19 protein-coding genes are annotated in these 21861 nt (G+C 54.0%); 13 read left to right on the top strand and 6 right to left on the bottom strand.

All coding sequences use genetic code 11. The features are described 5' to 3' along the window. Positions 1–614: 614 nt before the first annotated feature. The 3 genes from GW579_RS06970 to GW579_RS06980 are packed head-to-tail and all read left to right on the top strand — an operon-like array spanning position 615 to position 4284. Positions 615–1229, top strand: coding sequence for a sorbitol dehydrogenase family protein (locus GW579_RS06970; RefSeq protein ID WP_165058227.1), 615 nt, complete (start codon positions 615–617; stop codon positions 1227–1229). Next, positions 1229–2884 carry a GMC family oxidoreductase gene (locus GW579_RS06975; RefSeq protein WP_152324322.1) on the top strand — a complete coding sequence of 552 codons (1656 nt, stop codon included), beginning with the start codon at positions 1229–1231 and terminating at the stop codon, positions 2882–2884. The genes GW579_RS06970 and GW579_RS06975 overlap by 1 nt, the downstream gene beginning before the upstream one ends. Further along, positions 2881–4284, top strand: a complete 1404-nt coding sequence (locus tag GW579_RS06980; RefSeq protein ID WP_165058229.1) for a cytochrome c — start codon at positions 2881–2883, stop codon at positions 4282–4284. The genes GW579_RS06975 and GW579_RS06980 overlap by 4 nt, the downstream gene beginning before the upstream one ends. Before the next feature lie 61 nt (positions 4285–4345). Here GW579_RS06980 and GW579_RS06985 read toward each other — a convergent pair whose 3' ends face one another. Together GW579_RS06985 and idnO are read right to left on the bottom strand one after the other, a co-directional pair. Further along, positions 4346–5089 carry an SDR family oxidoreductase gene (locus tag GW579_RS06985; RefSeq protein ID WP_152324324.1) on the bottom strand — a complete coding sequence of 248 codons (744 nt, stop codon included), beginning with the start codon at positions 5087–5089 and terminating at the stop codon, positions 4346–4348. 12 nt (positions 5090–5101) lie between these two features. Then, on the bottom strand, positions 5102–5866 hold the full coding sequence (idnO, locus tag GW579_RS06990; RefSeq protein ID WP_152324325.1) for a gluconate 5-dehydrogenase: 765 nt from the start codon (positions 5864–5866) through the stop codon (positions 5102–5104). Between the two features lie 206 nt (positions 5867–6072). Here idnO and GW579_RS06995 point away from each other — a divergent pair, with 206 nt between their 5' ends. Together GW579_RS06995 and GW579_RS07000 are read left to right on the top strand one after the other, a co-directional pair. Next, entirely contained in the window at positions 6073–7056 is a 984-nt protein-coding gene (locus GW579_RS06995; protein WP_165058231.1) for a LacI family DNA-binding transcriptional regulator, read from the top strand. A gap of 175 nt (positions 7057–7231) precedes the next feature. Beyond that, positions 7232–8587 carry an MFS transporter gene (locus GW579_RS07000; RefSeq protein WP_165058233.1) on the top strand — a complete coding sequence of 452 codons (1356 nt, stop codon included), beginning with the start codon at positions 7232–7234 and terminating at the stop codon, positions 8585–8587. Between the two features lie 57 nt (positions 8588–8644). On the opposite strand, the gene GW579_RS07005 is transcribed toward GW579_RS07000, so the two are convergent. Then, positions 8645–9298 carry an L-fuculose-phosphate aldolase gene (locus GW579_RS07005; protein ID WP_165058234.1) on the bottom strand — a complete coding sequence of 218 codons (654 nt, stop codon included), beginning with the start codon at positions 9296–9298 and terminating at the stop codon, positions 8645–8647. A 228-nt stretch (positions 9299–9526) separates the two neighbouring features. On the opposite strand from GW579_RS07005, the gene fucR reads away from it, so the two are divergent. Then, a complete protein-coding gene (fucR, locus tag GW579_RS07010; RefSeq protein ID WP_165058244.1) occupies positions 9527–10258 on the top strand; it encodes an L-fucose operon activator in 732 nt (243 codons plus the stop codon). Here the strand turns inward: fucR and GW579_RS07015 are convergent. Both GW579_RS07015 and rsuA read right to left on the bottom strand, forming a co-directional pair. Continuing rightward, positions 10255–11466, bottom strand: a complete 1212-nt coding sequence (locus tag GW579_RS07015) for a Bcr/CflA family multidrug efflux MFS transporter (protein ID WP_165058246.1) — start codon at positions 11464–11466, stop codon at positions 10255–10257. The genes fucR and GW579_RS07015 overlap by 4 nt on opposite strands. A gap of 27 nt (positions 11467–11493) precedes the next feature. Beyond that, a complete protein-coding gene (rsuA, locus tag GW579_RS07020; RefSeq protein WP_152324331.1) occupies positions 11494–12201 on the bottom strand; it encodes a 16S rRNA pseudouridine(516) synthase RsuA in 708 nt (235 codons plus the stop codon). Between the two features lie 374 nt (positions 12202–12575). On the opposite strand from rsuA, the gene radD reads away from it, so the two are divergent. Together radD and rplY are read left to right on the top strand one after the other, a co-directional pair. After that, positions 12576–14339, top strand: coding sequence for a DNA repair helicase RadD (radD, locus tag GW579_RS07025; RefSeq protein WP_165058247.1), 1764 nt, complete (start codon positions 12576–12578; stop codon positions 14337–14339). A 154-nt stretch (positions 14340–14493) separates the two neighbouring features. Further along, positions 14494–14784: a 50S ribosomal protein L25 gene (gene rplY / locus GW579_RS07030; protein WP_095922802.1), complete on the top strand. Its 291-nt coding sequence runs from the start codon at positions 14494–14496 to the stop codon at positions 14782–14784. A 93-nt stretch (positions 14785–14877) separates the two neighbouring features. Here rplY and yejK read toward each other — a convergent pair whose 3' ends face one another. Continuing rightward, positions 14878–15879: a nucleoid-associated protein YejK gene (gene yejK / locus GW579_RS07035; RefSeq protein WP_165058249.1), complete on the bottom strand. Its 1002-nt coding sequence runs from the start codon at positions 15877–15879 to the stop codon at positions 14878–14880. A 222-nt stretch (positions 15880–16101) separates the two neighbouring features. Between yejK and GW579_RS07040 the strand changes: the two genes are divergently transcribed. The 5 genes from GW579_RS07040 (at position 16102) to GW579_RS07060 (ending at position 21607) form a co-directional block, all read left to right on the top strand. After that, positions 16102–16329 (top strand): YejL family protein, encoded by a 228-nt coding sequence (locus tag GW579_RS07040; RefSeq protein WP_104921319.1) that lies wholly within the window; start codon positions 16102–16104, stop codon positions 16327–16329. Positions 16330–16353: 24 nt separating this feature from the next. Next, a complete protein-coding gene (gene yejM, locus GW579_RS07045; protein WP_165058251.1) occupies positions 16354–18135 on the top strand; it encodes an LPS biosynthesis-modulating metalloenzyme YejM in 1782 nt (593 codons plus the stop codon). 192 nt (positions 18136–18327) lie between these two features. Beyond that, the gene (locus GW579_RS07050; protein WP_165058253.1) at positions 18328–19293 is read left to right on the top strand and encodes a glutathione S-transferase C-terminal domain-containing protein; all 966 of its coding nucleotides are present in this window, start codon (positions 18328–18330) and stop codon (positions 19291–19293) included. Positions 19294–19372: 79 nt separating this feature from the next. Next, positions 19373–19615 (top strand): DinI family protein, encoded by a 243-nt coding sequence (locus tag GW579_RS07055; protein WP_152324336.1) that lies wholly within the window; start codon positions 19373–19375, stop codon positions 19613–19615. Positions 19616–19834: 219 nt separating this feature from the next. Next, positions 19835–21607 carry a penicillin-binding transpeptidase domain-containing protein gene (locus GW579_RS07060; protein ID WP_152324337.1) on the top strand — a complete coding sequence of 591 codons (1773 nt, stop codon included), beginning with the start codon at positions 19835–19837 and terminating at the stop codon, positions 21605–21607. Positions 21608–21861: the final 254 nt, after the last annotated feature.

Raw genomic sequence — 21861 nt, forward strand, 5'->3', positions numbered from 1 at the left:
CACGGATTAAGTTATAGCCGACAGACTTTGCTTTGCCCACTTCTTGCTCAAATAATTAACATTAAATTAACGTCATTCCAGTGCAAGCTCACAGACCCAGCTATTTTTATGACTGCTCCCGATGAATCTGAGAGGCAGATCTCATTTTGGTTTATTTGTAACCTTTTTAGTCTTGATTCACAACCATTTTAATCAAATGCCGCTACTTATTATTGCATTTTTATTTACATTTAATATACAAATCAATGTTATTAGTCTTCTCATTAACGTCAATAAAAAGCATTAAATCAGTCAGTTAAAATCAATCCTGACTTTTCACACCGCTCTTGATGGTGTTAATTTCATTTTGAAATGAACCAGTTGGTTACAAAATTTACGGCGTCGCATCATACGTTAAAATCTGGATCTAATGTTAATAAATCCGCACAATTTGTTTGCACAATTTCTTCTTCTTTGGCTTATCATCCGCATCGTTATTACTGGTATACCCTATCGCAGAGACCACAGGGCATCATCAACCTGCTGATAAGTCTCGACATTAGCGACATATAATAAGAATCAGATAAGCAAATCCTGAGTTATTTAGCTCACACCCAATCCCAGCGAGAAATGAGATGGAAAACGATCCTTCAATCATGGCAAGCAATAACACCGAAAATGGAACCGGTTTCAGTCGTCGCGAACTGCTGAAAGGGCTGACCTCCGCGATGGTCGCAACAACCCTTCTCGGCTTTCCCTTCCTGAGCCAGGCGGAGAAAGAAACAGCCACGCAGTCGCCGGTCATCTTCGGCCAGTTCTATCTGGTATCACAGGCCATCACCGAGCATAAAAATATCAGTGAAGGAACTTCAGCCCAGATTTTCAATGCCTTCTTCCGCTCTCAGACTGACTTCCCGGCTCAGGTCAGCAAACTGCATGCACTGGTTAAACCGGGGCAGGCTGCGAAAGATTTGCAGAAAGCCGCGCAGCAGAACGGTCTGGGCGAACTGGTGACGAGCATCGTCACAGCCTGGTATACCGGCACGGTCGGACATGGAACCGATTCCATTTTGATTTCGTATAAAGATGCGCTGATGTATCGCCCGGTGAGCGACGGTCTGATTGTGCCGACCTACTGCGGTAACGGCCCGCTGTACTTCACCGCCGCTCCGCCTGATGCCGCGATGCCTGAGTCCATGAACGCCGATCGTTTTACCCGTATTTCTGAATCTGATGTGAGCAAAGCCTGATGAAAAAACCCGTATTTACCGCAGACGGCGATGCGTCTGCTGATGTGATTGTTGTCGGTTCCGGCGTCGTGGGCGGCATGATTGCCGATCAACTGGTCAGCGAAGGTTATTCCGTTCTGGTGCTGGAAGCCGGTTTACGCATCGAACGTGCGCAGGCCGTCGAAAACTGGCGCAATATGCCTTTTGAAAACCGTGCAGGTTCAGATTTCCAGGGACTGTACCCGCAGTCAGAAAATGCCCCGGCCCCGCTGTATTTCCCGGAAAATAACTACGTTCATCTGACCGGACCCAGTGCGGGCAGCTTTAAACAAGGCTATCTGCGCACCGTAGGCGGCACGACCTGGCACTGGGCGGCGTCCTGCTGGCGTCACGTCCCGAACGATTTCAAAATGAAAACGCTGTACGGCGTGGGCCGCGACTGGCCGATTTCGTATGACGAGCTCGAACCTTATTACTGCCGCGCAGAAGAAGAAATCGGCGTTGCAGGCCCGAACGATCCTGAACTGCAATCCCCTTCTGAACGCAGCAAGCCTTACCCGATGGAACAGGTTCCTTACGGCTATGGCGATACACGTTTTGCCGAGATTGTGAACCCGCACGGTTACCGCTCGGTGCCAATCCCGCAAGGACGCAGCACCCGTCCGTGGAATGGCCGCCCGACCTGTTGCGGCAATAATAACTGTCAGCCGATCTGCCCGATAGGTGCGATGTACAACGGTATCGCACACGTCGAACGCGCCGAAAACAAAGGCGCCGTGGTGCTGGCCGAGGCCGTGGTTTACAAGATTGATACCGACGAAAATAACAATGTGACGGCGGTTCACTGGCTGGATAATCAGAAAAAATCCCACAAAGCGACCGGCAAAGTGTTCGCGCTGGCTTGTAACGGCATCGAGACTCCGCGTCTGCTGCTGATGGCAGCCAACGACAAAAACCCGAACGGCATCGCCAACTCCTCTGATCACGTGGGCCGTAACATGATGGACCACTCCGGTTTCCACTGTACGTTCATCGCTAAAGAACCGCTGTGGATTGGCCGTGGCCCGGCGCAAAGCAGCTGTCTGGTCGGCCCGCGCGACGGTGATTTCCGCAAAGATTATTCCGCCAACAAAATGATCCTCAACAACATCAGCCGCGTGATCCCGGCAACGTCCAAAGCGTTGCAGATGGGGCTGGTGGGTCAGGAGCTGGACGAAGAAATCCGCCGCCGTTCTATCTTCGGCGTGGACTTGTCCATCAGCCTGGAGCCGTTGCCGGATCCGGATAACCGCCTGACGCTGAGCAAAACCCGTAAAGATCCGCACGGTTTACCCTGCCCGGATATTCATTACGACGTCGGCGATTACGTGCGTAAAGGCGCGGAAGCGGCGCATAAACAACTTGAGCACATCGGCTCGCTGTTTATGGCGGAAGAATTCAACATCACCACCAGCCTGAACGCCAACAACCACATCATGGGTGGCACGATTATGGGCAACGATCCGAAGGATTCCGTGGTGAACGGCGATTGCCGGACTCACGATCATGCCAACCTGTGGTTACCGGGTGGCGGCGCAATCCCGTCGTCCAGCGTAGTGAACAGTACGCTAACCATGGCTGCGCTGGCGCTGAAAGCCGCAGACGATATGTCGAAAAAACTGGCAGGTGCAGCATGAAAAAACTTCTCACCGCCTGCCTGTTAACTGCGTCCCTGAGCGGTTTTGCCGTTGCACAGGACAACGAGGCAGAACTCGTCCGCCAGGGCCAGGAAGTCGCGACGGCCGCAGACTGTCAGGCTTGTCATACGGCACCTGAGGGTGGAAAGCCGTTCGCGGGCGGATATGAAATCCATTCGCCGATGGGCACGATTTACACCACCAACATCACGCCGTCGAAGCAGTTTGGTATCGGGAATTACACCGAAGAACAGTTCACCCGCGCTGTGCGCGAAGGTGTGCGTCCGGACGGTGCAAATCTGTATCCGGCCATGCCGTACACCTCTTACAGCCATATGAGCGATGCCGATATGCACGCGCTGTATGTTTATTTCCAGCAAGGTGTGAAACCGGTCGAACAGCCGAATACTGAAACTGCCCTGCCGTTCCCGTTTAACATGCGTATTGCGATGGCGGGCTGGAATCTGATGTATCTCGACAGCACGCCGTTTAAGCCGGATCCGACCAAAAGTGAGCAATGGAACCGGGGTGCGTATCTGGTGAACGGTGCCGGACACTGCGACACGTGCCATACGCCGCGTAATCTGATGATGGGTTCGGTGACGGATAAACCGCTGGCGGGCGGCATGGTCGGCCCGTGGTACGCGCCGAACATCAGTTCTGATCCGGTCAGCGGCATTGGCAACTGGTCGCAGGCTCAGCTGGTGGAATACCTGAAAACAGGCCGGACCGCCGGGAAAAATCAGGCCGCGGGCGGTATGGCGGAGGCGGTGCAAAACAGTCTGCAATACATGTCTGACACCGATCTGAACGCAATTGCCTACTACCTGAAAAACAGCACGCCGGTTCGCGATCCGCGCGATACACAGGCGGCAGACACCTTCGGTAAGCCGGTAAATGTGGAAGACGGCCTGCGCGGCGCACATCCGTTTAACGCGAATAAAACCATCGACAACGGCGCGGCATTGTTCAGCGGGTATTGCGCCAGCTGCCACCAGCCGGACGGCTCAGGCAGCAAAAATCAGGCGTATCCGTCGCTGTTTAACAACACCGCGACCGGCCTCGGAAATGCGTCTAACCTGATTTCCGCCATTCTTTACGGCGTCGATCGCCAGGTGGGCGACCATCATGTTCTGATGCCAAAATTTGGCGTGGGTTCGTACGTCGGTCAGCTCGACGATCAGCAGATTGCGGATATCTCCAACTATGTGTTGAAAAACTACGGCAACGCAGGCGTTCAGGTCAGCGTGCAGGATGTGGCGGTATTACGCGCAGGCGGCCCGGTGACACTTCTGGCAAAACTGCAACCTTTCATGGCGCCGGCGATGATCATCGGCGTGATCATTCTGCTGGTGCTGATTTTCTGGCTCGGCAGAAAGCGTAAAGTCAGAAAAGCATAATCACGAAAGATGAAATGCAAAACGGCCCGATTCGGGCCGTTTTTTTTGAATGCGAAAAGCGTTACCCCCGTCCGACCAGCGGCATCGCGCTGGCCATCACCGTCATGGTCAGAACGTTGGTGCCCGGCGGCAATCCGGCCATAAAAGCCACGGCTTCACCGACGCGCTCCACCGCAATGACCGGCTCTTCGGCAATATGCCCGTCGGCCTGCATCCTGCCTGCCAGCGCTTTATTGCCCATATCCGTTGCGGCGTTGCCGACGTCAATCTGTCCGCACGCAATATTGAATGCGCGGCCATCAAGTGCCGTGGATTTGGTCAGCCCGGTAATGGCGTGTTTGCTGGCGGTATATGGCGCGGAATTCGGACGCGGCGACAGCGCCGAAACAGAGCCGTTATTGATAATGCGGCCACCCTGCGGAGACTGCTGTTTCATCAGTTTGACCGCCGCCTGCGTACACAAAAATGCGCCGGTCAGATTAGTGTTGATCACCGAAAGCCAGTCTTCCACCGCAAGCTCATCAATGGGCACATCTTTCACGTTATTCCCGGCGTTATTAAACAATAAATCCAGCCGCCCGAAGGTTTCCTGAATATCTGCAAACAGCGCGGCGACCGACTGCGGGCTGGTGACATCCAGCTGACGCGCCACCGCTTGTCCCGGTGCAAACTGTGCCACGGCCTGCGCCAGTTTTTCCGTATTGCGCCCCGCCAGAATGACCGTAAACCCAATACCCGCCAGCGATTTCGCAGCGCTCAGCCCGATACCGCTGCCACCGCCGGTGACCAGTGCGATTTTGCTCATAATTTTCCTATACTAAACGGCGGCCAGCATGCCGCCATCGATAAAGAGTAAATGACCATTCACGAAATCTGACGCCCTGGATGACAGATAAACCGCACCGCCGACCAGCTCTTCCGGGTTGCCCCAGCGCGCGGCTGGCGTGCGTTTGCACAGCCATTCGGAAAACTCTTTGTTATCGACCAGCGCCTGCGTCATGTCGGTTTTGAAATAGCCCGGCGCAATGCCGTTCACCTGAATATTGTAGCGCGCCAGTTCGACGCACATCCCGCGCGTCAGCATTTTCACCGCACCTTTGGAGGCAGCGTACGGCGTAATGGTGTCGCGGCCCAGCTCACTTTGCATCGAACCGATATTGATGATCTTGCCGCGCTCACGCTGGATCATGTAACGCGCAACTGCCTGCGACACCAGGAAAACAGACTTCTGATTCACCGCAATCACGTCGTCCCAGTCTTTTTCCGGGAAATCGGTAAATTTGTGGCGACGCTGGATCCCCGCGTTATTCACCAGCACATCAATCGGGCCAATGGCCTTTTCGATATGGTCAATCGCCTGATTCACTGCCTGGCTGTTCGTGACATCAAATGACACAGCGTGTGCGATAAACCCTTCCGCACGCAGCGCTTCAGCGGCCTTTTGTGTCGATTCCTGCTGCGTGCCGTTGACGATAATTTCCGCCCCGTGCTGCGCCAGCCCTTTCGCCAGCAGGAAACCCAGACCGCGCGTAGAACCGGTGACCAGAATCTTTTTATTATCCAGGGAGAAGAGATTTGTCATGACGTTGGCCTTATTAAAAAGCTGCTTATGAAAAGTTAGCCCCACTACAACGGTTTACCGGCGGCCAAACTGTGATGCAGATCACCTTGGAGGATGTTAAAAAACCCTGTTACTCCCGATGTGATCATCATCATTTTGATAACAATCTCCGGCGCTTTCTGTTTCAATAATCGGGTATATTTTGGGAAATAATCAGGGAAACCCGCATGAGAAACCAGCGCGTGACATTACAGGACATCGCCCAACTGGCGGATGTTACCAAGATGACGGTCAGCCGTTTTCTGCGCACGCCGGAAAAAGTCTCTCCTGAAACCCGCGAACGCATCACCAAAGTCATGGAAGAAGTCGGTTATCCGCTGGAAGAAGCCCGCGGACCGGCCAAAGCGCCGCGCATCGGCATTCTGGTGCCCTCTTTTAACAATCAGATTTTCTCCGATTTGCTGGCCGGTATTGAGTCCGTGACGTCCGCGCAGGGCTACCAGACGCTGGTGGTGAATTATGATTACAGCAAGGACCGCGAAGAAGAGCACATTATCAATCTGCTCGGTTATCAGCTGGCAGGGCTGATCCTCACGGATTCCGTGCATACGCTCAAAGCCGATAAGTATCTGAATGCGGCTGAAATTCCTGTCGCTCAGGTGATGGATCTCGACGATCAGAATGGCCGTATTGCGGTAGGTTTTGATAATCAGCAAGCCGGATATGACATGGCGAATACGCTGCTCGCCAGCGGCAAGGAGCATGCGGTGTATTTCGGTTCGATGTCAGACGCGCGTGACCAGAAACGCTATCAGGGCTACAGCCGGGCAATGACTGAACGCGGGCTGACGCCGGTGCATATCACCCCGAATAAGGTTTCATCGGTGTCTATCGGCGCCGGAATGTTATCGATGGCGCGCCAGCTGTATCCGCACACCAATGCAATTTTGTGTACCAACGACGATATTGCCGTCGGCGTGTTACAGGAATGTCTGAAACTGGGCATCCGCGTCCCGCAGGACATGGCGATTTCAGGTTTTCACGGGCTGGATATCGGGCTGGCGACCACGCCGTTGCTGGCCAGCGTTATTACTCCGCGCTTTGAAATGGGCAAGGTTGTCGCCGAAATATTGCTCAAAAAAATCAAAAAACTGCCGACCATTGAGCGTGTCGATTTGCACTACCGGATTTCCCTCGGCGGCACGATTTAACGTGCCCTTTTCTGCTATTTCCTTCCTGTCATCCTGCATGCCAACTACGGTGCAGGATCACGTTGCAGGTAACACCTTTTCTTAACATAATTCAACGTGACACCTGTCACGAAATACTTTCCTCAAAATGCTTTTATTAGGTCATCGCCGGATACAAGCACACAGAGGAAAGACGATGAATAATAAAATTCCTAAGGCCCGCTGGTTACGTGTAATAGCCCCAATACTTATCGCCTGTATTATTTCCTTCATGGACAGGGTCAATATTAGTTTTGCCATGCCCGGCGGAATGGATGCCGAATTAGGTATCACCGCATCAATGGCCGGTCTGGCTGCCGGTATCTTCTTCATCGGGTATCTGTTTTTACAGGTGCCCGGCGGAAGCCTGGCGGTACACGGCAGCGGCCGTAAATTCATCGCCTGCTCGCTGATTGCATGGGCGGTGATCTCCATTCTGACCGGCTTTATCACTAACCAGTATCAGCTGCTGTTCCTGCGTTTTGCGCTGGGTGTGGCGGAAGGCGGGATGTTGCCGGTGGTGCTGACGATGGTCAGCAACTGGTTCCCGGATAAAGAACGTGGCCGCGCCAATGCGTATGTGCTGATGTTCGCGCCGCTCGGCGGGATGATTACCGCGCCGCTGTCCGGCCTGATCCTGGATACGCTCGACTGGCGCTGGTTGTTCATCATCGAAGGGGCATTATCTTTCGTGGTGATGCTGTTCTGGTGGTTCACCATCAGCGACCGTCCGGAAGAAGCGAAATGGCTGTCTGAGCGCGAACGCGATTATCTGGTCACCGAATTAAACCGTGAACGCGAAGCACTGCGGGCGCTGGCACCGGTCAATAACGCGCCGCTCAAAGAGGTCTTTCGCAATAAATCTATCGTCAAACTGATTGTCATTAACTTCTTCTATCAGACCGGGATTTACGGCTACACGCTGTGGCTGCCGACTATCCTGAAAAACCTCACCGGCGGCGACATGAGTTCAGTCGGCATGCTGGCGATTATCCCTTATGTGGGCACCATGCTGGGGATCCTGGCGATGTCCGTGTTGTCCGATAAAACCGGCAAACGCCGCATGTTTATCGCCCTGCCGTTGTGCGGTTTCGCCGCCTGTCTGGCCGCATCCGTGGCGTTTGGTCACAATATTATGGCGGCCTACGGTTTTCTGGTCGGTGCCGGTTTCTTCCTGCAAGCCGCGACCAGCGCCTTCTGGACCATTCCGGGCAAAGTCACCACGCCGGAAGTGGCAGGCAGCGCACGCGGTGTGATTAACGGTCTGGGGAATCTGGGCGGTTTCTGCGGTCCGTATCTGGTCGGCGTGTTAGTCAGTCTGTACGGTCAGAGCACGGCGATTTATGCACTGGTCGCATCCCTGCTGATTGCCGCGCTGGTGACTACACTGTTGCCGAAAGAGTGCGATATGGCGCTGATCCCGGGGGCAAAAGCCAAGGCCATGGCGGATGAATATGCCCGCGCCAAAAAAGCCCGCAAACTCCAGCAAATGGAAGCGCAGGGCGTGAACTGATTACTTTTGGATCCCCTGATGCCCGCCATATTCTGACGGGCATTTTTATTTCAGCCTTCAGGCTTCTTCCCGAGTAATAATTCCGTAGTGATGGAATTTATTCAGTACCGCTTCCATCGCTTCATCCGACAGAACCGGTACTTCCGGCGTCACCGGCAGCAGCATCAGATAAAGCCTCGCCAGCACTTCAACTTCCTGCGCCAGCCAGAGCGCTTTCTGCAAATTACTGCCGCAGGCAATCATTCCGTGGTGTTGCAGAAGAATCGCTTTGGATTGTCTGATCGCCGCTTCTGTATGATCAGACAACGCCTGCGACCCGAAAATCGCGTACGGCGCGCACGGGATCACCGTACTGCCGGTCGCCGCAATCATGTAATGAATGGCCGGAATGGGCCGGTTAAGAATGGAAACCGCCGTGCAATGTACCGCGTGGTTGTGAACAACGGCCTGTGCGTCGGGTCGTGCGCGATAAATGGCCTGATGGAAACGCCATTCGCTGGACGGTGTTTTGGCCGGATCGTGTCTGCCGTCTTCGCTGACCTCGACGATCTGCCGTGGCGTCAGCTCCTCATACGGGATCCCGGTTGGCGTAATCAGCATTCCGTCGCCATAACGCACGCTGACATTGCCGGACGTTCCCTGATTCAGCCCCATGCGCGTCATTTGCAGGCAGGTTTCTATAATTTGTTCAGCCAGCTGTTCTCTTTTCATGTTTGCCCCGTCGGTTTTGGTCTGCGTATTGTTGGTTTCTGTCACTTTATTTTGTAACGCAGGCGGCGCTGACCGGTGACCGGGCGGTAAAAATGTGACTGGCTTCTGATTATCCCGTATTCAGGGAACGATTCGCGCAAACCGCCACGCATTGGCGTGTCCGTTTCAGCGCAAAATGTTAAAAACGGTCAATCGGGATTGCCGTCATTGCCGGGAGAAAAATAAAAAATGAAAGCTGTGCGTCATCAGGCCATCCTGCAACTGATCCGCGAAACGGGCAGCCAGAGCACGGAAAATCTGGCCAGCCATTTACAGGTCAGCAGGGAAACCATCCGCCGCGACTTGCAGGAATTACAAACGCAGGGCCAGCTGATCCGCCGCCACGGCTGGGCGAAGATCGTTAAACGGGAAACGCAGGACAGCGGGGATTCTTTCCGCGTCCGGCAAAAAAGCCATCAGAGCCGGAAAGCGGACATTGCCCGGCAGGCGCTGTCGTGGATTGATGAAGGAATGGTGATTGCGCTCGATGCCAGCTCGACCTGCTGGTCGCTGGCGCGGCAGTTGCCGGATATCGGCATCACCGTGTTTACCAACAGCGCCCGCGTGTGCCGGGAACTGTCCAAACGCCAGAATATTCAGCTCATCAGCTCCGGCGGCCGGCTTCTGCGCAAATACGACTGTTACGTAAATCCGGCGCTGTTCTCACAGCTGAAAACGCTGGAAATCGATCTGTTTCTGTTTTCCTGCGAGGCGGTGGACGCCGCTGGCGCTATCTGGGATTCCAACGACAGCAATGCGGAATACAAAATCGCCCTGCTCCGGCGCGCGGCGCAGAGCCTTTTATTACTTGATAAAAGTAAACTGAACCGGACCAGTGAAGTGCAGATTGGGCATCTTGACGATGTCACTCAGGTCATTTCCGACCTGAGTGATGCAGAGCAGCAAAACGAAAAACCTTAGTCGGCCAGCGCATGCGCCGTGACTTTCGCCGGACGGCTGGCGTAGAGATACAGCAACGTGGCAGCAATGACGCAAAACGCCATCGAACCGACCATCGGCCAGGCGCTTTTAGCGGTAAACAGCGAAAGCACGGAACCCATTGCCGCACCGGTGCCAAAACGAATCGTTCCGGCCAGAGAGGCCGCGGTGCCCGCCATGTGCGGGAAGTCATCCATGATGACCGCCATCGCGTTGGAGGTCACCATCGCAATCACGCCCACATAGCCCGCCACGCCAATCACCATCGCCCAGAACGGCAGCCCGAACGCGCACACCACCAGCAGCCAGATGCCCATCGTCAGCTGAACAAACAGGCCGAACCGGAACATTTTCACCGCGCCCGCACGGCGCACGTTGCGGCTGTTAATCAGCGTCAGGATCACCAGCGCCACGATGTTCAGCGCAAAGTAGAAACCGAAATGCTGCGGCGAAACGTGATTGAGCTCAATGTAAACAAACGGTCCGGCGCTGAGGAAAGAGAACATTCCGGCGAACGAGAAACCACTCGCCAGCATGTAGCTCAATACGCGCTTGTGGCGGAACAGGGAGACGAAATTGCCAACGGTGGTGCGCAGATGGAATTTTTGCCGCCGCTCTTTGGGCAGCGTTTCCTTGATGTAAACGCCCACCAGCGTGGCGGCGATTAACGCTGCAATCGCCATCGCCCAGAAAATCGCGTGCCAGCTGAAAATCGCCATCAGCAGACCTCCGAGCATCGGTGCGAGCAGCGGCGCAACGGTCATCACCAGCACTACAAAAGACATCATTCGCGAGAATTCATCTTTGGTAAACATGTCGCGCATCAGCGCGTTAATGACCACACTGGCCGCTGCCGCCGCTAAACCGTGCAAGAAACGCATCCACACCAGCTGTTCGACGGACTGCGCAAGCGCACAGGCACCGGCCGCCACAGCAAAGATAAGCACGCCCCAGAAGATAACCGGCTTACGCCCGAGGCTGTCGGCCATCGGTCCGTAAAACAGCTGCCCTATCGCAAAACCCAGCACATATGCGCTGAGCGTCATTTGCACGCTGCCCGCCGCCACACCATATTCCTCGGCGATAACGGGCATGCTTGGCAGATACATATCGATAGCCAAAGGCATCAGCATCGATATCAATCCCAGGATGAAAATCAGTCCGATGTGGGATACCGGTTTTTCTTGCACTTTCAGCTGCTCCAGTTAACAGAAAAACTATCGCGAGGGAACGCCAACGCTGGCAATTTCCTGCTCAGTTAAAGGCCGGTACTGGCCCGGTTCCAAATCTTCATCCATCACGATTTCGCCGATCCGCTCACGGTGCAGCGCGACCACGCGGTTACCGACTGCCGCAAACATACGTTTCACCTGATGGTAACGGCCTTCGCTGATGGTCAGACGCACAAGATTCTCTTCGATTTGCTCGAGTTTGGCCGGTTTGGTCAGGGAATCTTCATTGTGCAGCTGTACGCCCGCTTCAAACTGCGCGGCGGTGTCGTCAGCCAGCGGATTTTCGAGCGTAACCAGATAGGTTTTCTCGCAATGATGGCGCGGCGAAGTGATGCGGTGCGACCACTGGCCGTCGTCGGTCATCAACACCAGACCGGTGGTATCGATATCCAGACGCCCTGCGGCATGAAGCTTGTACGCCACCGGCTCTTCGAGGAAGTACAGAACGGTCGGATGATCCGGATCATCGGTGGAACACACGTAACCCTGCGGCTTGTTAAGCATGAAATAACGCGGGCCGGTGATGAGATCCAGCACATTGCCGTCGAACTCGACGCGCTGTTCAGCGCTGATTTTCATCGAGCCGGTTTTGACGATTTCGCCGTCAACGGTGACACGTTTGTTGCGCAGCTCACGTAAAACGAGCGCACGGCTTACACCTAATTGCTGAGATAGAAACTTGTCCAGACGCATTGGATAGTCTTGCCTTCATGGCGATCTGAGTGATCGCGTTACTGATAAAACACAAGACCCCGCCGCTGCAACAGGGCAACTGACAGGGTTCAGGGTTGTTCGATTCGTAATACTTTCAGTTCGTATAGCTGCAACGAGTGATTATTACTTCGAGGGGGCAGATTCACTGCCGCATTGAGCGGAAGAGTATAGCTGTGCTTGGCGGCGCATCCTAGGAGGAAGAGGAAAAATAAGCAGGCTAAACATTCACGGCAGGTGATTTGATTGCAGATCGCCATGAAGAGGATTTCTTGGCATACTTCACCACTGTAGTTATTAACAGTGATCATTAATAACAAACTTTTTTAATAAGTCAGTCTGAGGTGATTCTCCCCGTGACCGCTTTTACCCTTCGTCCCTATCAGCAGGAAGCCGTTGACGCTACGCTGCGTCATTTCCGCCAGCACGATGAACCGGCGGTGATCGTATTGCCTACCGGTGCCGGAAAAAGCCTGGTGATTGCCGAGCTGGCAAGGGTGGCGCGCGGGCGCGTGCTGGTTCTGGCGCACGTCAAAGAACTGGTCGCGCAGAATCACAGCAAATATCTTTCTTACGGGCTGGAAGCGGATATCTTCGCGGCGGGCCTGAATCTCAAACAAAGCAGCGGTAAAGTGGTGTTCGGCAGCGTGCAGTCCGTTGCGCCCAATCTGGCAGAATTCAGCGGTGAGTTTTCCCTGCTGATTGTCGACGAGTGCCACCGAATTTCCGACGACGATAATAGCCAGTACCAGCAAATTATCGGCCATCTTAAAGCGCAAAACCCGCGTCTGCGGCTGCTCGGGCTGACGGCAACGCCCTATCGTCTGGGCAAAGGCTGGATTTATCAGTATCACCATCAGGGCATTGTGCGCGGCGATTCCAACAGCCTGTTCCGCGATTGTATTTACGAACTGCCACTGCGTTACATGATTAAAAACGGCTTTCTGGTGCCGCCGGAACGGCTCGATATGCCGGTCGTCAGCTACGATTTCAGCCGGTTGCAGGCCAACAGCAACGGGCTGTTCAGCGAGGCGGATCTTAACGATGAGTTGCGTCAGCAAAAACGCATCACGCCGCACATCATCAGCCAGATTGTTGAGTTCGCGCACGACCGCAAAGGTGTGATGATTTTTGCCTCAACGGTGGAACACGCCGGTGAAATTTTCGGTTTGCTGCCCAAAGGCGAAGCGGCGCTGATCAGCGCGCAAACCCACGCCGTCGAACGCGACCGGCTGATCACCGCCTTTAAGCAGCAGGAACTGCGCTACCTGGTGAACGTCTCGGTGCTGACCACCGGCTTTGACGCGCCGCATGTGGATCTGATTGCCATTTTGCGGCCGACCGAATCCGTCAGCCTTTATCAGCAGATTGTCGGGCGCGGGCTGCGTCTGTCGCCGGGCAAAACGGATTGCCTGATCCTCGATTACGCCGGAAATCCGCATGACCTGTTTACGCCGGAAGTGGGCAGTCACAAACCGGCAGGCGACAACAAACCGGTGCAGGTTTTCTGCCCGGCCTGCGGTTTCGCCAATATCTTCTGGGGCAAAACCACCGAAGACGGCACGGTTATAGAACATTTTGGCCGCCGCTGTCAGGGCGTGCTGGAAGATGACGACGGCAACCGCGAGCAGTGTGATTTCCGTTTCCGCTTCAAAAGCTGCCCGCACTGCGGCGCGGAAAACGATATTGCGGCGCGGCGCTGTCATCAGTGTCAGGAAATTCTGGTCGACCCGGACGATATGCTGAAAGCCGCGCTGCGCCTGAAAGATGCGCTGGTCTTACGCTGCGGCGGCATGAACCTTGAACACGGGCGCGACGACAAAGGCGAATGGCTGAAAATCACCTATTACGATGAGGATGGCGCGGACGTTTCCGAGCGTTTCCGCCTGCAAACGCCCGCCCAGCGGATGGCTTTTTTGCATAATTTCCTGCGTCCGCATCAGCGCGCACCGGGCGTGCCGCTGGAATGGAAGTCCGCCGCCGATATCGTGGCGCAGCAGGTTTTACTGCGTCATCCGGATTTTGTTGTCGCGCGGATGAAAGGCCAGTTCTGGCAGGTGCGCGAGAAAATGTTCGATTATGAAGGGCGTTACCGGCGCGCCAATGAGCTGCGCGGGTGAGTAAATAACCTGAAACCGGCTATTTATATTGCTGCAACTGCCCTGCTCCGGTATCATACCGCCCGCTTTCGCCTTGTGTGGAAGCTTGTAGTACTCAACTCGTCACTCGGTCGCAGGTGGCGGGGCAAACTTTTTTATATATAGAGAAACATACATGTTCACTATCAATGTAGAAGTACGTCCACAGGACGAGCAGGGCAAAGGTGCGAGCCGCCGCCTGCGTACAGAAAACAAATTCCCAGCTATCGTTTACGGTGGCTCAGCTGCTCCGGTTTCTATCAAACTGGACCATGATTCTGTTAAGAACATGGAAGTTAAAGCGGAGTTCTACTCTGAAGCTATTACTCTGGTTATCGACGGTAAAGAAACCAAAGTTAAAGTTCAGGCTGTACAGCGTCACCCGTTCAAGCCAAAACTGGCTCACATCGACTTCGTTCGCGTTTAATCGCTAACTGAGTTGTTGCGCATCGGGACGCCGTGCGAGAACAAATAAAAAACACCGCCCCGGCGGTGTTTTTTATTGGCTGCGATCCAGGTTTTATTTGCCGGCCTTACGCTGCAATTGATCCCGCAGGTTCGGCGGCGTGCCTTTAATAGTCAGCGTATCGGTCGCCGGATCCCAGAAAATACGTTCGCCCATTAACATCGCATCGAAGTTAATACTCAGGCCACCGCCGCTGCCGGCAAATTTGGTCAGCTGGCGAAGCGTGCTGCGATCGGCCGGGAACGTTTCTTCCAGCTGATAACCTTGTTCCTGCGTGAATTCTTTGAATTTCTTGTCATTCCACGGCGGCAGCTCTTCGGATAAATCATCCAGCGCAATTTCTTCGCCGGCCTGCAACTGCTCGTTGCAGTAGGTGTACACCTGCTGACGATAGTTCTGGCGCTCGTTTTTATCGAGCTGCGCTTCAGTACAGAAATCATCTACCGCCTGCAACAAACCGCGGTTTTGCGCTTTGGTATCCAGGCCTTCAGAAGCGCCCAGGAAATCCATGAAGAAGTCAGAAACTTTGCGCCCGACGCGGCCTTTCAGAAACGTCAGGTAGCGGGAAGATTCAGGATTGGTTTCCCATTCGGTCAGATCAATACGCGCCACGATATCGGCGTGATTGATATCCAGATAATGGATGCTGCTGACGTCGAGCTGTTCGTTGACGCGCATGCTGCTGCGGCTGTTAAGCACCGCAACCAGCAAATACTCCACGGCCAGGAAACGGTAATGACAAAACAGCACCACGCCGCCTTCTGCGAACGGGTATTTTGCCAGCTCATCACGAAGACGTCCGGTCGCGGCACGGCTGAATGACAGGAAATCGTCGTCCCCTTTACGGCAACTGCGCAGCGCCGCTGACAGTTCGCTGTCTTCGTTGAACAGGCCATAGGCTTTGCTTTTCGCGCTGTAAACACGGTGCAGTTCAGCCATCATTTCATCAACGGCGGCATTCGGGGTCAAAAGCGTATCGCGCAGCACAACATCCAGCGTTTGCTCATCACGTTTATTCAACTGGTGCAGAGCGATCTGCTCAATATCCAGACTCATGGGGACTTTCTCCTGTAAGAATTGCAGCCGTGTAAGAAGGGTCTGCCTGCGGGGCGTATTCAAACACCGAAGCGCTAAAGCCGCAACCTGTTCCAGCCCCTGAAATACTGATTCACAGATACGATCACGACCCCGACACGCCCCCCGTTATAAAAATGCGGAAAGTGGTGGCGTGATCGGCTAAGATATTGGACTTTGTCAGATCAAGAAGCACATTACTCTATGGCACAATCATCCCGTTACAGTGACGAACACGTTGAACAGATCCTTTCCGAGCTGGCAACTGTTCTGGAAAAACACCGCGCCCCGACCGACCTTTCTTTGATGGTCCTGGGCAATATGGTGACAAACCTTATTAACACCAGCGTCGCTCCTGCACAACGCAAAGCATTGTCCCAATCTTTTGCTAAAGCTTTGCAAGCGTCGATAAGAGAAGATAAAGCCCATTAATTCACTCATTGCCCAGACCCTCTCATGGTGACAAATAGTCAGCGCTATCGCGAAAAAGTTTCCCAGATGATCAGCTGGGGCCACTGGTTCGCCCTCTTCAATATCCTGTTGATTCTTGGGCTAGGCAGCCGCTACCTGTTTGTTTCTGACTGGCCTTCCTCTCTGGAAGGGCGTATTTACGCGCTGGTCAGTTGGCTTGGGCATTTCAGCTTTATCGGTTTTGCCGCCTACTTACTGATTATTTTCCCGCTGACGTTCGTGGTGATGTCGCAACGGTTGTTGCGATTCTTATCCGCGATACTGGCAACCGCCGGGCTGACGCTGATTCTGGTCGACACCGAAGTGTTTACCCGCTTCCACCTGCATATTAATCCGGTGGTCTGGGAACTGGTCGTTAACCCGGGTCAGGGCGAAATGGCGCGCGACTGGCAGCTGATGTTTATTGCCGTGCCGGTTATTTTCCTGCTCGAAATGTTATTCGGCACCTGGGCGTGGCAAAAGCTGCGCAGCCTGAACCGCCGTAATTTCGCCAAGCCAATCGTTGTGCTGTTTATCGTGAGCTTCTTTGCGTCGCACCTGATGTACATCTGGGCGGATGCAAATTTCTATCGTCCGATTACCATGCAGCGCGCGAATCTTCCGCTGTCGTATCCGATGACGGCGCGTAAATTCCTCGAAAAACACGGTCTGCTGAATGCCGAGGAATACCAGAAGCGACTGATTGAGCAAGGGAATCCGGAAGCGCTGGCGGTGGAATATCCGCTTAACAGCATCAGTTTCGCCAAAACCGGCTCGAAATATAACCTGCTGATGGTCGTGCTGGACGGCGTGCATGAAGCGACGCTCGATCAGGACATGCCTGCGCTGGCCGATTTCGCCAAGCACAATATTCGTTTTGACCAGCATTTCAGCTCCGGCAACCGTAATGACACCGGCCAGTTTGGCCTGTTCTACGGAATTTCGCCGACCTATATGCAGGGCATTCTGGCCGCACGTAAACCTTCTGCGCTGGTGACATCGCTGGAGCAACAAGGTTACGAATTTGGTCTGTTTGCTTCGGACGGCTTTGACAGCCCGCTGTACCGTCAGGCTCTGCTGACCGATTTCACCCTGCCTGCGCCTGTAAAACAGTCGGATGCACAAACCGTTTCTCAGTGGCAGCAATGGCTGAATGTGCGCGGCAACGGTCCGTGGTTCTCGTACGTCAACCTGAATGGCATCAGCAGCTCATTGCGTCAGGACGGCGACAGCGTACCGGTCGGAAATACGTTTATTCATCGCTATCAGCACGGCGCGCAAAGCGTTGATCAGCAAATTGCGGTCATGCTGCAATCGCTGAAAGATCGCGGCGATCTGGATAAAACCGTGGTGGTGATTACCGCTTCGCACGGTATCGAGTTTAACGAGAACGGCACCTGGGGTTCGGGTAACGCGATGAACCGCCGCCAGTTGCAGGTTCCGCTGATTATCCACTGGCCGGGCACACCGGCTCAGAGTATCAGCAAGCTTACCGATCACGCGGATGTAATGACCACGCTGATGCAGCGTCTGCTTCACGTCACCACGTCACCGGCAGATTATTCGCAGGGCGAGGATTTGTTTGCCGCGAAACGCCGTCACAACTGGGTCACGACCAGCGACGACGGAACGCTGGTGATCACCACGCCAGACCAGACGCTTGAGCTGGAAAGCGACGGGGATTACCGCGCCTTCGATAATAACGGTAAACGGATTAAAGATCAGAAGCCGGAACTTGGCCTGCTATTACAGGTTCTGACCGACGAAAAACGCTTCCTGGCCAATTAATCGTTTTGCAGGACACCTGAAAAACCAACCTTAACCGGTTGGTTTTTTTATGGAATCATCCCTTCCGCTTCCCGTCAAAATCCCCTTCAGTTTATTTGACCTTCTTTTTGAAAATTATGTCGTTTATGAACTCATACAAAACCGCTACGGTAAGTTCATCAACAATAATAACGTTATCGGAGTACAGCCATCGTGTCGGGACTGGTCAACGGAAAATGGGTAAGCGGCGACGTCGCTAAAGAAGAAATTAAAAACGGCGCCTTTCATCGCGAGGAAACCGCGTTTCGTGAAACACACATCGAGCCGCAGGCAGGCCGTTATCAGCTTTTCGTTTCTTATCTTTGCCCGTGGGCTTCGCGAACCCTGATATTCCGTCATCTGAAAGGGCTGGAAAAGTTTATTTCCGTTTCCATCGCACAACCGGTCATTGGCGAAAATGGCTGGACGTTCGACGAGCCTCAGGATGCCGGAGATAAAATCCCGGCCATCCGCCACGTTCATGAGCTGTATACCGCCAGCGATGCACATTACACCGGCAAAGTTTCTGTACCCGTTTTGTGGGATCGCCAGGCAGGTCGCATCGTGAACAACGAATCAGCCGACATCATCCGCATCCTTAACCACACTTTCGACGCCCTCAACGGCAATCAGGATGATTTCTACCCTGCCCCGCTGCGCGAGGGAATCGACCGCTGGAACGAAATTATTTATCACGACGTCAATAACGGCGTGTACAAAACCGGCTTTGCGAAAACGCAGGAAAGCTACGACGTGGCCGTCACCCGGCTTTTCAGCACACTTGATATGCTGGAAGCCCATTTAGACAGCCACCGTTATATCGCCGGGGAGTACCTCACAGAAGCCGACTGGCGTTTGTTCGTTACGCTGGTGCGGTTCGACAGCGCATATCACGGCGCTTTCAAATGCAATATCCGCCGTATTGAAGACTATCCTAATCTTTCAAATTATTTGCGTGAACTCTATCAGTGGCCGGGGATCAGTGACACCGTCAATCTGGCGCACATCAAACAAGGCTATTACGGAATTCTGTGGCTGAACCCGACCGGAATTGTCCCGGCGGGCCCGGAACTGGATTTACGACGCGCCCATAACCGTGAACGGCTGGACAGTCTGGGCATCATCCAGAAACTACGCTAAAAATTGCTTGGACCCGCAAAGATAACACTGTATATTTCAACAGTTATTTTTCTCCCCCAGCCAGAAAACGAGGAAAGCTATGCGGGTCGAACTGATTTTTGACAAACGGAATGTCTCAAGGATCCCAAATGCCAGTGAAAAAATTGAGGCAGAACTGGTTAAGCGGGTACACCGCATGTTCCCTGACGCTGAAGTAAAAGTGAAACCGATGCAGGCCAACGGGCTGAATACGCACGGAGCCAGCAAGCAGGAACGTTCGCAATTAAACCAAATGCTGGAAGAAATGTTTGAAGAAGCCGACGAATGGCTTTCGGTCGAGTAAAAAGGGGCGTCTCGGTTGCACTTGGTTACAAAGAGCAATTGAATTAAACAACCCATAGCTATCGCTTAATATAAGATGTGAACGTTATATAAATTCATTATCTTTCAGAGCGATGAGCCGCCGTTTTATCGGGCACAGTCTGGATTAATTTCATCCGGCTAACTGCCTTCGCGTCATCGCTTTTCGCTTCAAACGCGTCAACGACTTTGCGAAACAGCCATGCCACCGAGCCCAAGAAAATCCAGCGCCCAACCTCATTTTTACACCAAGCGCTTTGCGCTGATCTGTCTCGGCATTGTCTGCTGTCTGGCACTTCTGCTGGGCCGCGTAGGCTATTTACAGCTGCTCAATCAGCCCATGCTGGAAAAAGAAGCGGATTCGCGTTCACTGCGTTCCAGCATTATTCCCGCCGGGCGCGGCACGATTGCCGACCGCAACGGGCACCCTCTTGCGCTCAGTGTGGCGTCAAAAGATATTATTGCTGACCCGTTCCGTATTCTGGAACTACACAGCGACCTCAACAGCCCGAAATGGCAATATCTGGCTTCTGCGCTGAATGTCCCGCTTTCGCAATTACAGCAAACCATCAACAGTGATCCGCAGCGCCGTTTCGTTTATCTCGGTCGAAAAATCGAAGAAGGGATTGCCGGTGATATCGGCCAGTTGCACCTTGGCGGTGTCTCCAGCCAAAACGACGACAGCCGCTATTATCCGATGAGTGAAGCCGCAGCAAACCTCGTCGGCGTGGTCGGTACTGATAACGAAGGCCTTAACGGCATCGAAAAAGGTTTCAATGCCTTGTTGCAGGGCAAACCCGGCATGCGCGAATACCGCCAGGATCGCCACGGCAACGTCATCGGGATTTTGAAAGAAGTCGCACCGCAACAGCCGCCGACCATTAACCTGAGTATCGACAGCTTTATGCAGTACGTGTTGTATTCGCGGCTGCGTGAAGGCGTATTGCTCAACCAGGCAGAATCCGGCGCTGCCGTGCTGGTCGACGTGAGCACCGGTGAAATTTTGGGGATGGCCTCCTTCCCGTCTTACAACCCGAATAACTACGCGGGCGTTCAGCCTAAAGACATGCGTAACGTCGCCATCAGCGACAGTTTTGAACCCGGTTCGACGGTCAAACCGCTGGTGGTCATGGCCGGTCTGGCGCGCCGTATGATTCGCCCGGATTCCGTGCTCGATACCCATCCGTACACCGTTAACGGTCACCTGATTAAAGACGTTGGGCACTGGCCAGCGCTGACCATTACCGGCATCTTGCAAAAATCCAGCGACATCGCGGTATCACACATTGCACTTGCGATGCCTGCCAACGTGCTGGTTCAGCTTTATCAGTCGTTCGGGCTGGGTAAAGCCACTGATTTAGGGATCGGCGGCGAAAGCAGCGGTTACTTCCCGGCGCACCGTGACCGCTGGGCTGACATCGAACGCGCCACGTTCTCCTTCGGCTACGGCCTGCGCGTCACGCCGCTGCAAATCGCCCGTGAATACGCCACCATCGGCGCGGAAGGCATTTACCGTCCGCTGTCGATAACCAAGGTTACGCCTCCGGTACTGGGCACCCGCGTGATGTCCGCCGATGTGGTCAGGACGGTCATTCATATGATGGAAAGTGACGCCCTGCCCGGCGGCTCCGGCCTCAGTGCGGCGGTGCCCGGCTACCGTTTAGCGATTAAAACCGGTACTGCCGAAAAAATGGGTGCCAGCGGCAAATACGATGGCGGTTACATCAACTACACCGCCGGTGTTGCACCGGCCAGTAATCCGCGCGTGGCGCTGGTGGTGATGGTCAACAACCCGCAGGCCGGTAAACACTTCGGTGGCTCGGTAGCGGGCCCGATATTCGGACATATCATGGGCGAAATTCTTAACCACATGAACATTGCGCCGGATGCGCTGGTGCCGGAAACACCGCCAACGACCGTTATCAATGGCGGTCAGAAAACGGATCTGGTGCGTCGACCGGCAACTGATGGTTAAACGAAGCGTAGAAAAATAGCGAAAAAACGCTGACACGCTGGATCTCACCGAAAGAAGCGGTTAACGTGCGGATGTTTTGTCAGTTGAAGTCCACGCGGAGGAAGAGCAGCGCGCTCTGTCAGAAAAAAATGAAACGGCTTCTTATCGTTTTTATCGTTTTTGTCGCGGTTTGTCTGGGCGTTATTGCCCTCAATATGCAGGGTAGCGGCCCCTGGTAAACAGCGTTCACGAGGGAGACATCACTGTGCCAACCG

This window comes from Rahnella contaminans (assembly GCF_011065485.1).
Lineage (GTDB): Bacteria > Pseudomonadota > Gammaproteobacteria > Enterobacterales > Enterobacteriaceae > Rahnella > Rahnella contaminans.

Bases quoted from the DNA above. Each gene is read 5' to 3' on its own strand.
- GW579_RS07000 (WP_165058233.1), top strand. From the start codon at position 7,232: ATGAATAATAAAATTCCTAAGGCCCGCTGGTTACGTGTAATAGCCCCA.
- GW579_RS06980 (WP_165058229.1), top strand. From the start codon at position 2,881: ATGAAAAAACTTCTCACCGCCTGCCTGTTAACTGCGTCCCTGAGCGGT.
- GW579_RS07060 (WP_152324337.1), top strand. From the start codon at position 19,835: ATGCCACCGAGCCCAAGAAAATCCAGCGCCCAACCTCATTTTTACACC.
- yejK (WP_165058249.1), bottom strand. From the start codon at position 15,879: ATGAGTCTGGATATTGAGCAGATCGCTCTGCACCAGTTGAATAAACGT.
- GW579_RS06995 (WP_165058231.1), top strand. From the start codon at position 6,073: ATGAGAAACCAGCGCGTGACATTACAGGACATCGCCCAACTGGCGGAT.
- fucR (WP_165058244.1), top strand. From the start codon at position 9,527: ATGAAAGCTGTGCGTCATCAGGCCATCCTGCAACTGATCCGCGAAACG.
- GW579_RS07005 (WP_165058234.1), bottom strand. From the start codon at position 9,298: ATGAAAAGAGAACAGCTGGCTGAACAAATTATAGAAACCTGCCTGCAA.
- rsuA (WP_152324331.1), bottom strand. From the start codon at position 12,201: ATGCGTCTGGACAAGTTTCTATCTCAGCAATTAGGTGTAAGCCGTGCG.
- GW579_RS06975 (WP_152324322.1), top strand. From the start codon at position 1,229: ATGAAAAAACCCGTATTTACCGCAGACGGCGATGCGTCTGCTGATGTG.
- GW579_RS06970 (WP_165058227.1), top strand. From the start codon at position 615: ATGGAAAACGATCCTTCAATCATGGCAAGCAATAACACCGAAAATGGA.
- GW579_RS07055 (WP_152324336.1), top strand. From the start codon at position 19,373: ATGCGGGTCGAACTGATTTTTGACAAACGGAATGTCTCAAGGATCCCA.
- idnO (WP_152324325.1), bottom strand. From the start codon at position 5,866: ATGACAAATCTCTTCTCCCTGGATAATAAAAAGATTCTGGTCACCGGT.
- rplY (WP_095922802.1), top strand. From the start codon at position 14,494: ATGTTCACTATCAATGTAGAAGTACGTCCACAGGACGAGCAGGGCAAA.
- GW579_RS06985 (WP_152324324.1), bottom strand. From the start codon at position 5,089: ATGAGCAAAATCGCACTGGTCACCGGCGGTGGCAGCGGTATCGGGCTG.
- GW579_RS07040 (WP_104921319.1), top strand. From the start codon at position 16,102: ATGGCACAATCATCCCGTTACAGTGACGAACACGTTGAACAGATCCTT.
- yejM (WP_165058251.1), top strand. From the start codon at position 16,354: ATGGTGACAAATAGTCAGCGCTATCGCGAAAAAGTTTCCCAGATGATC.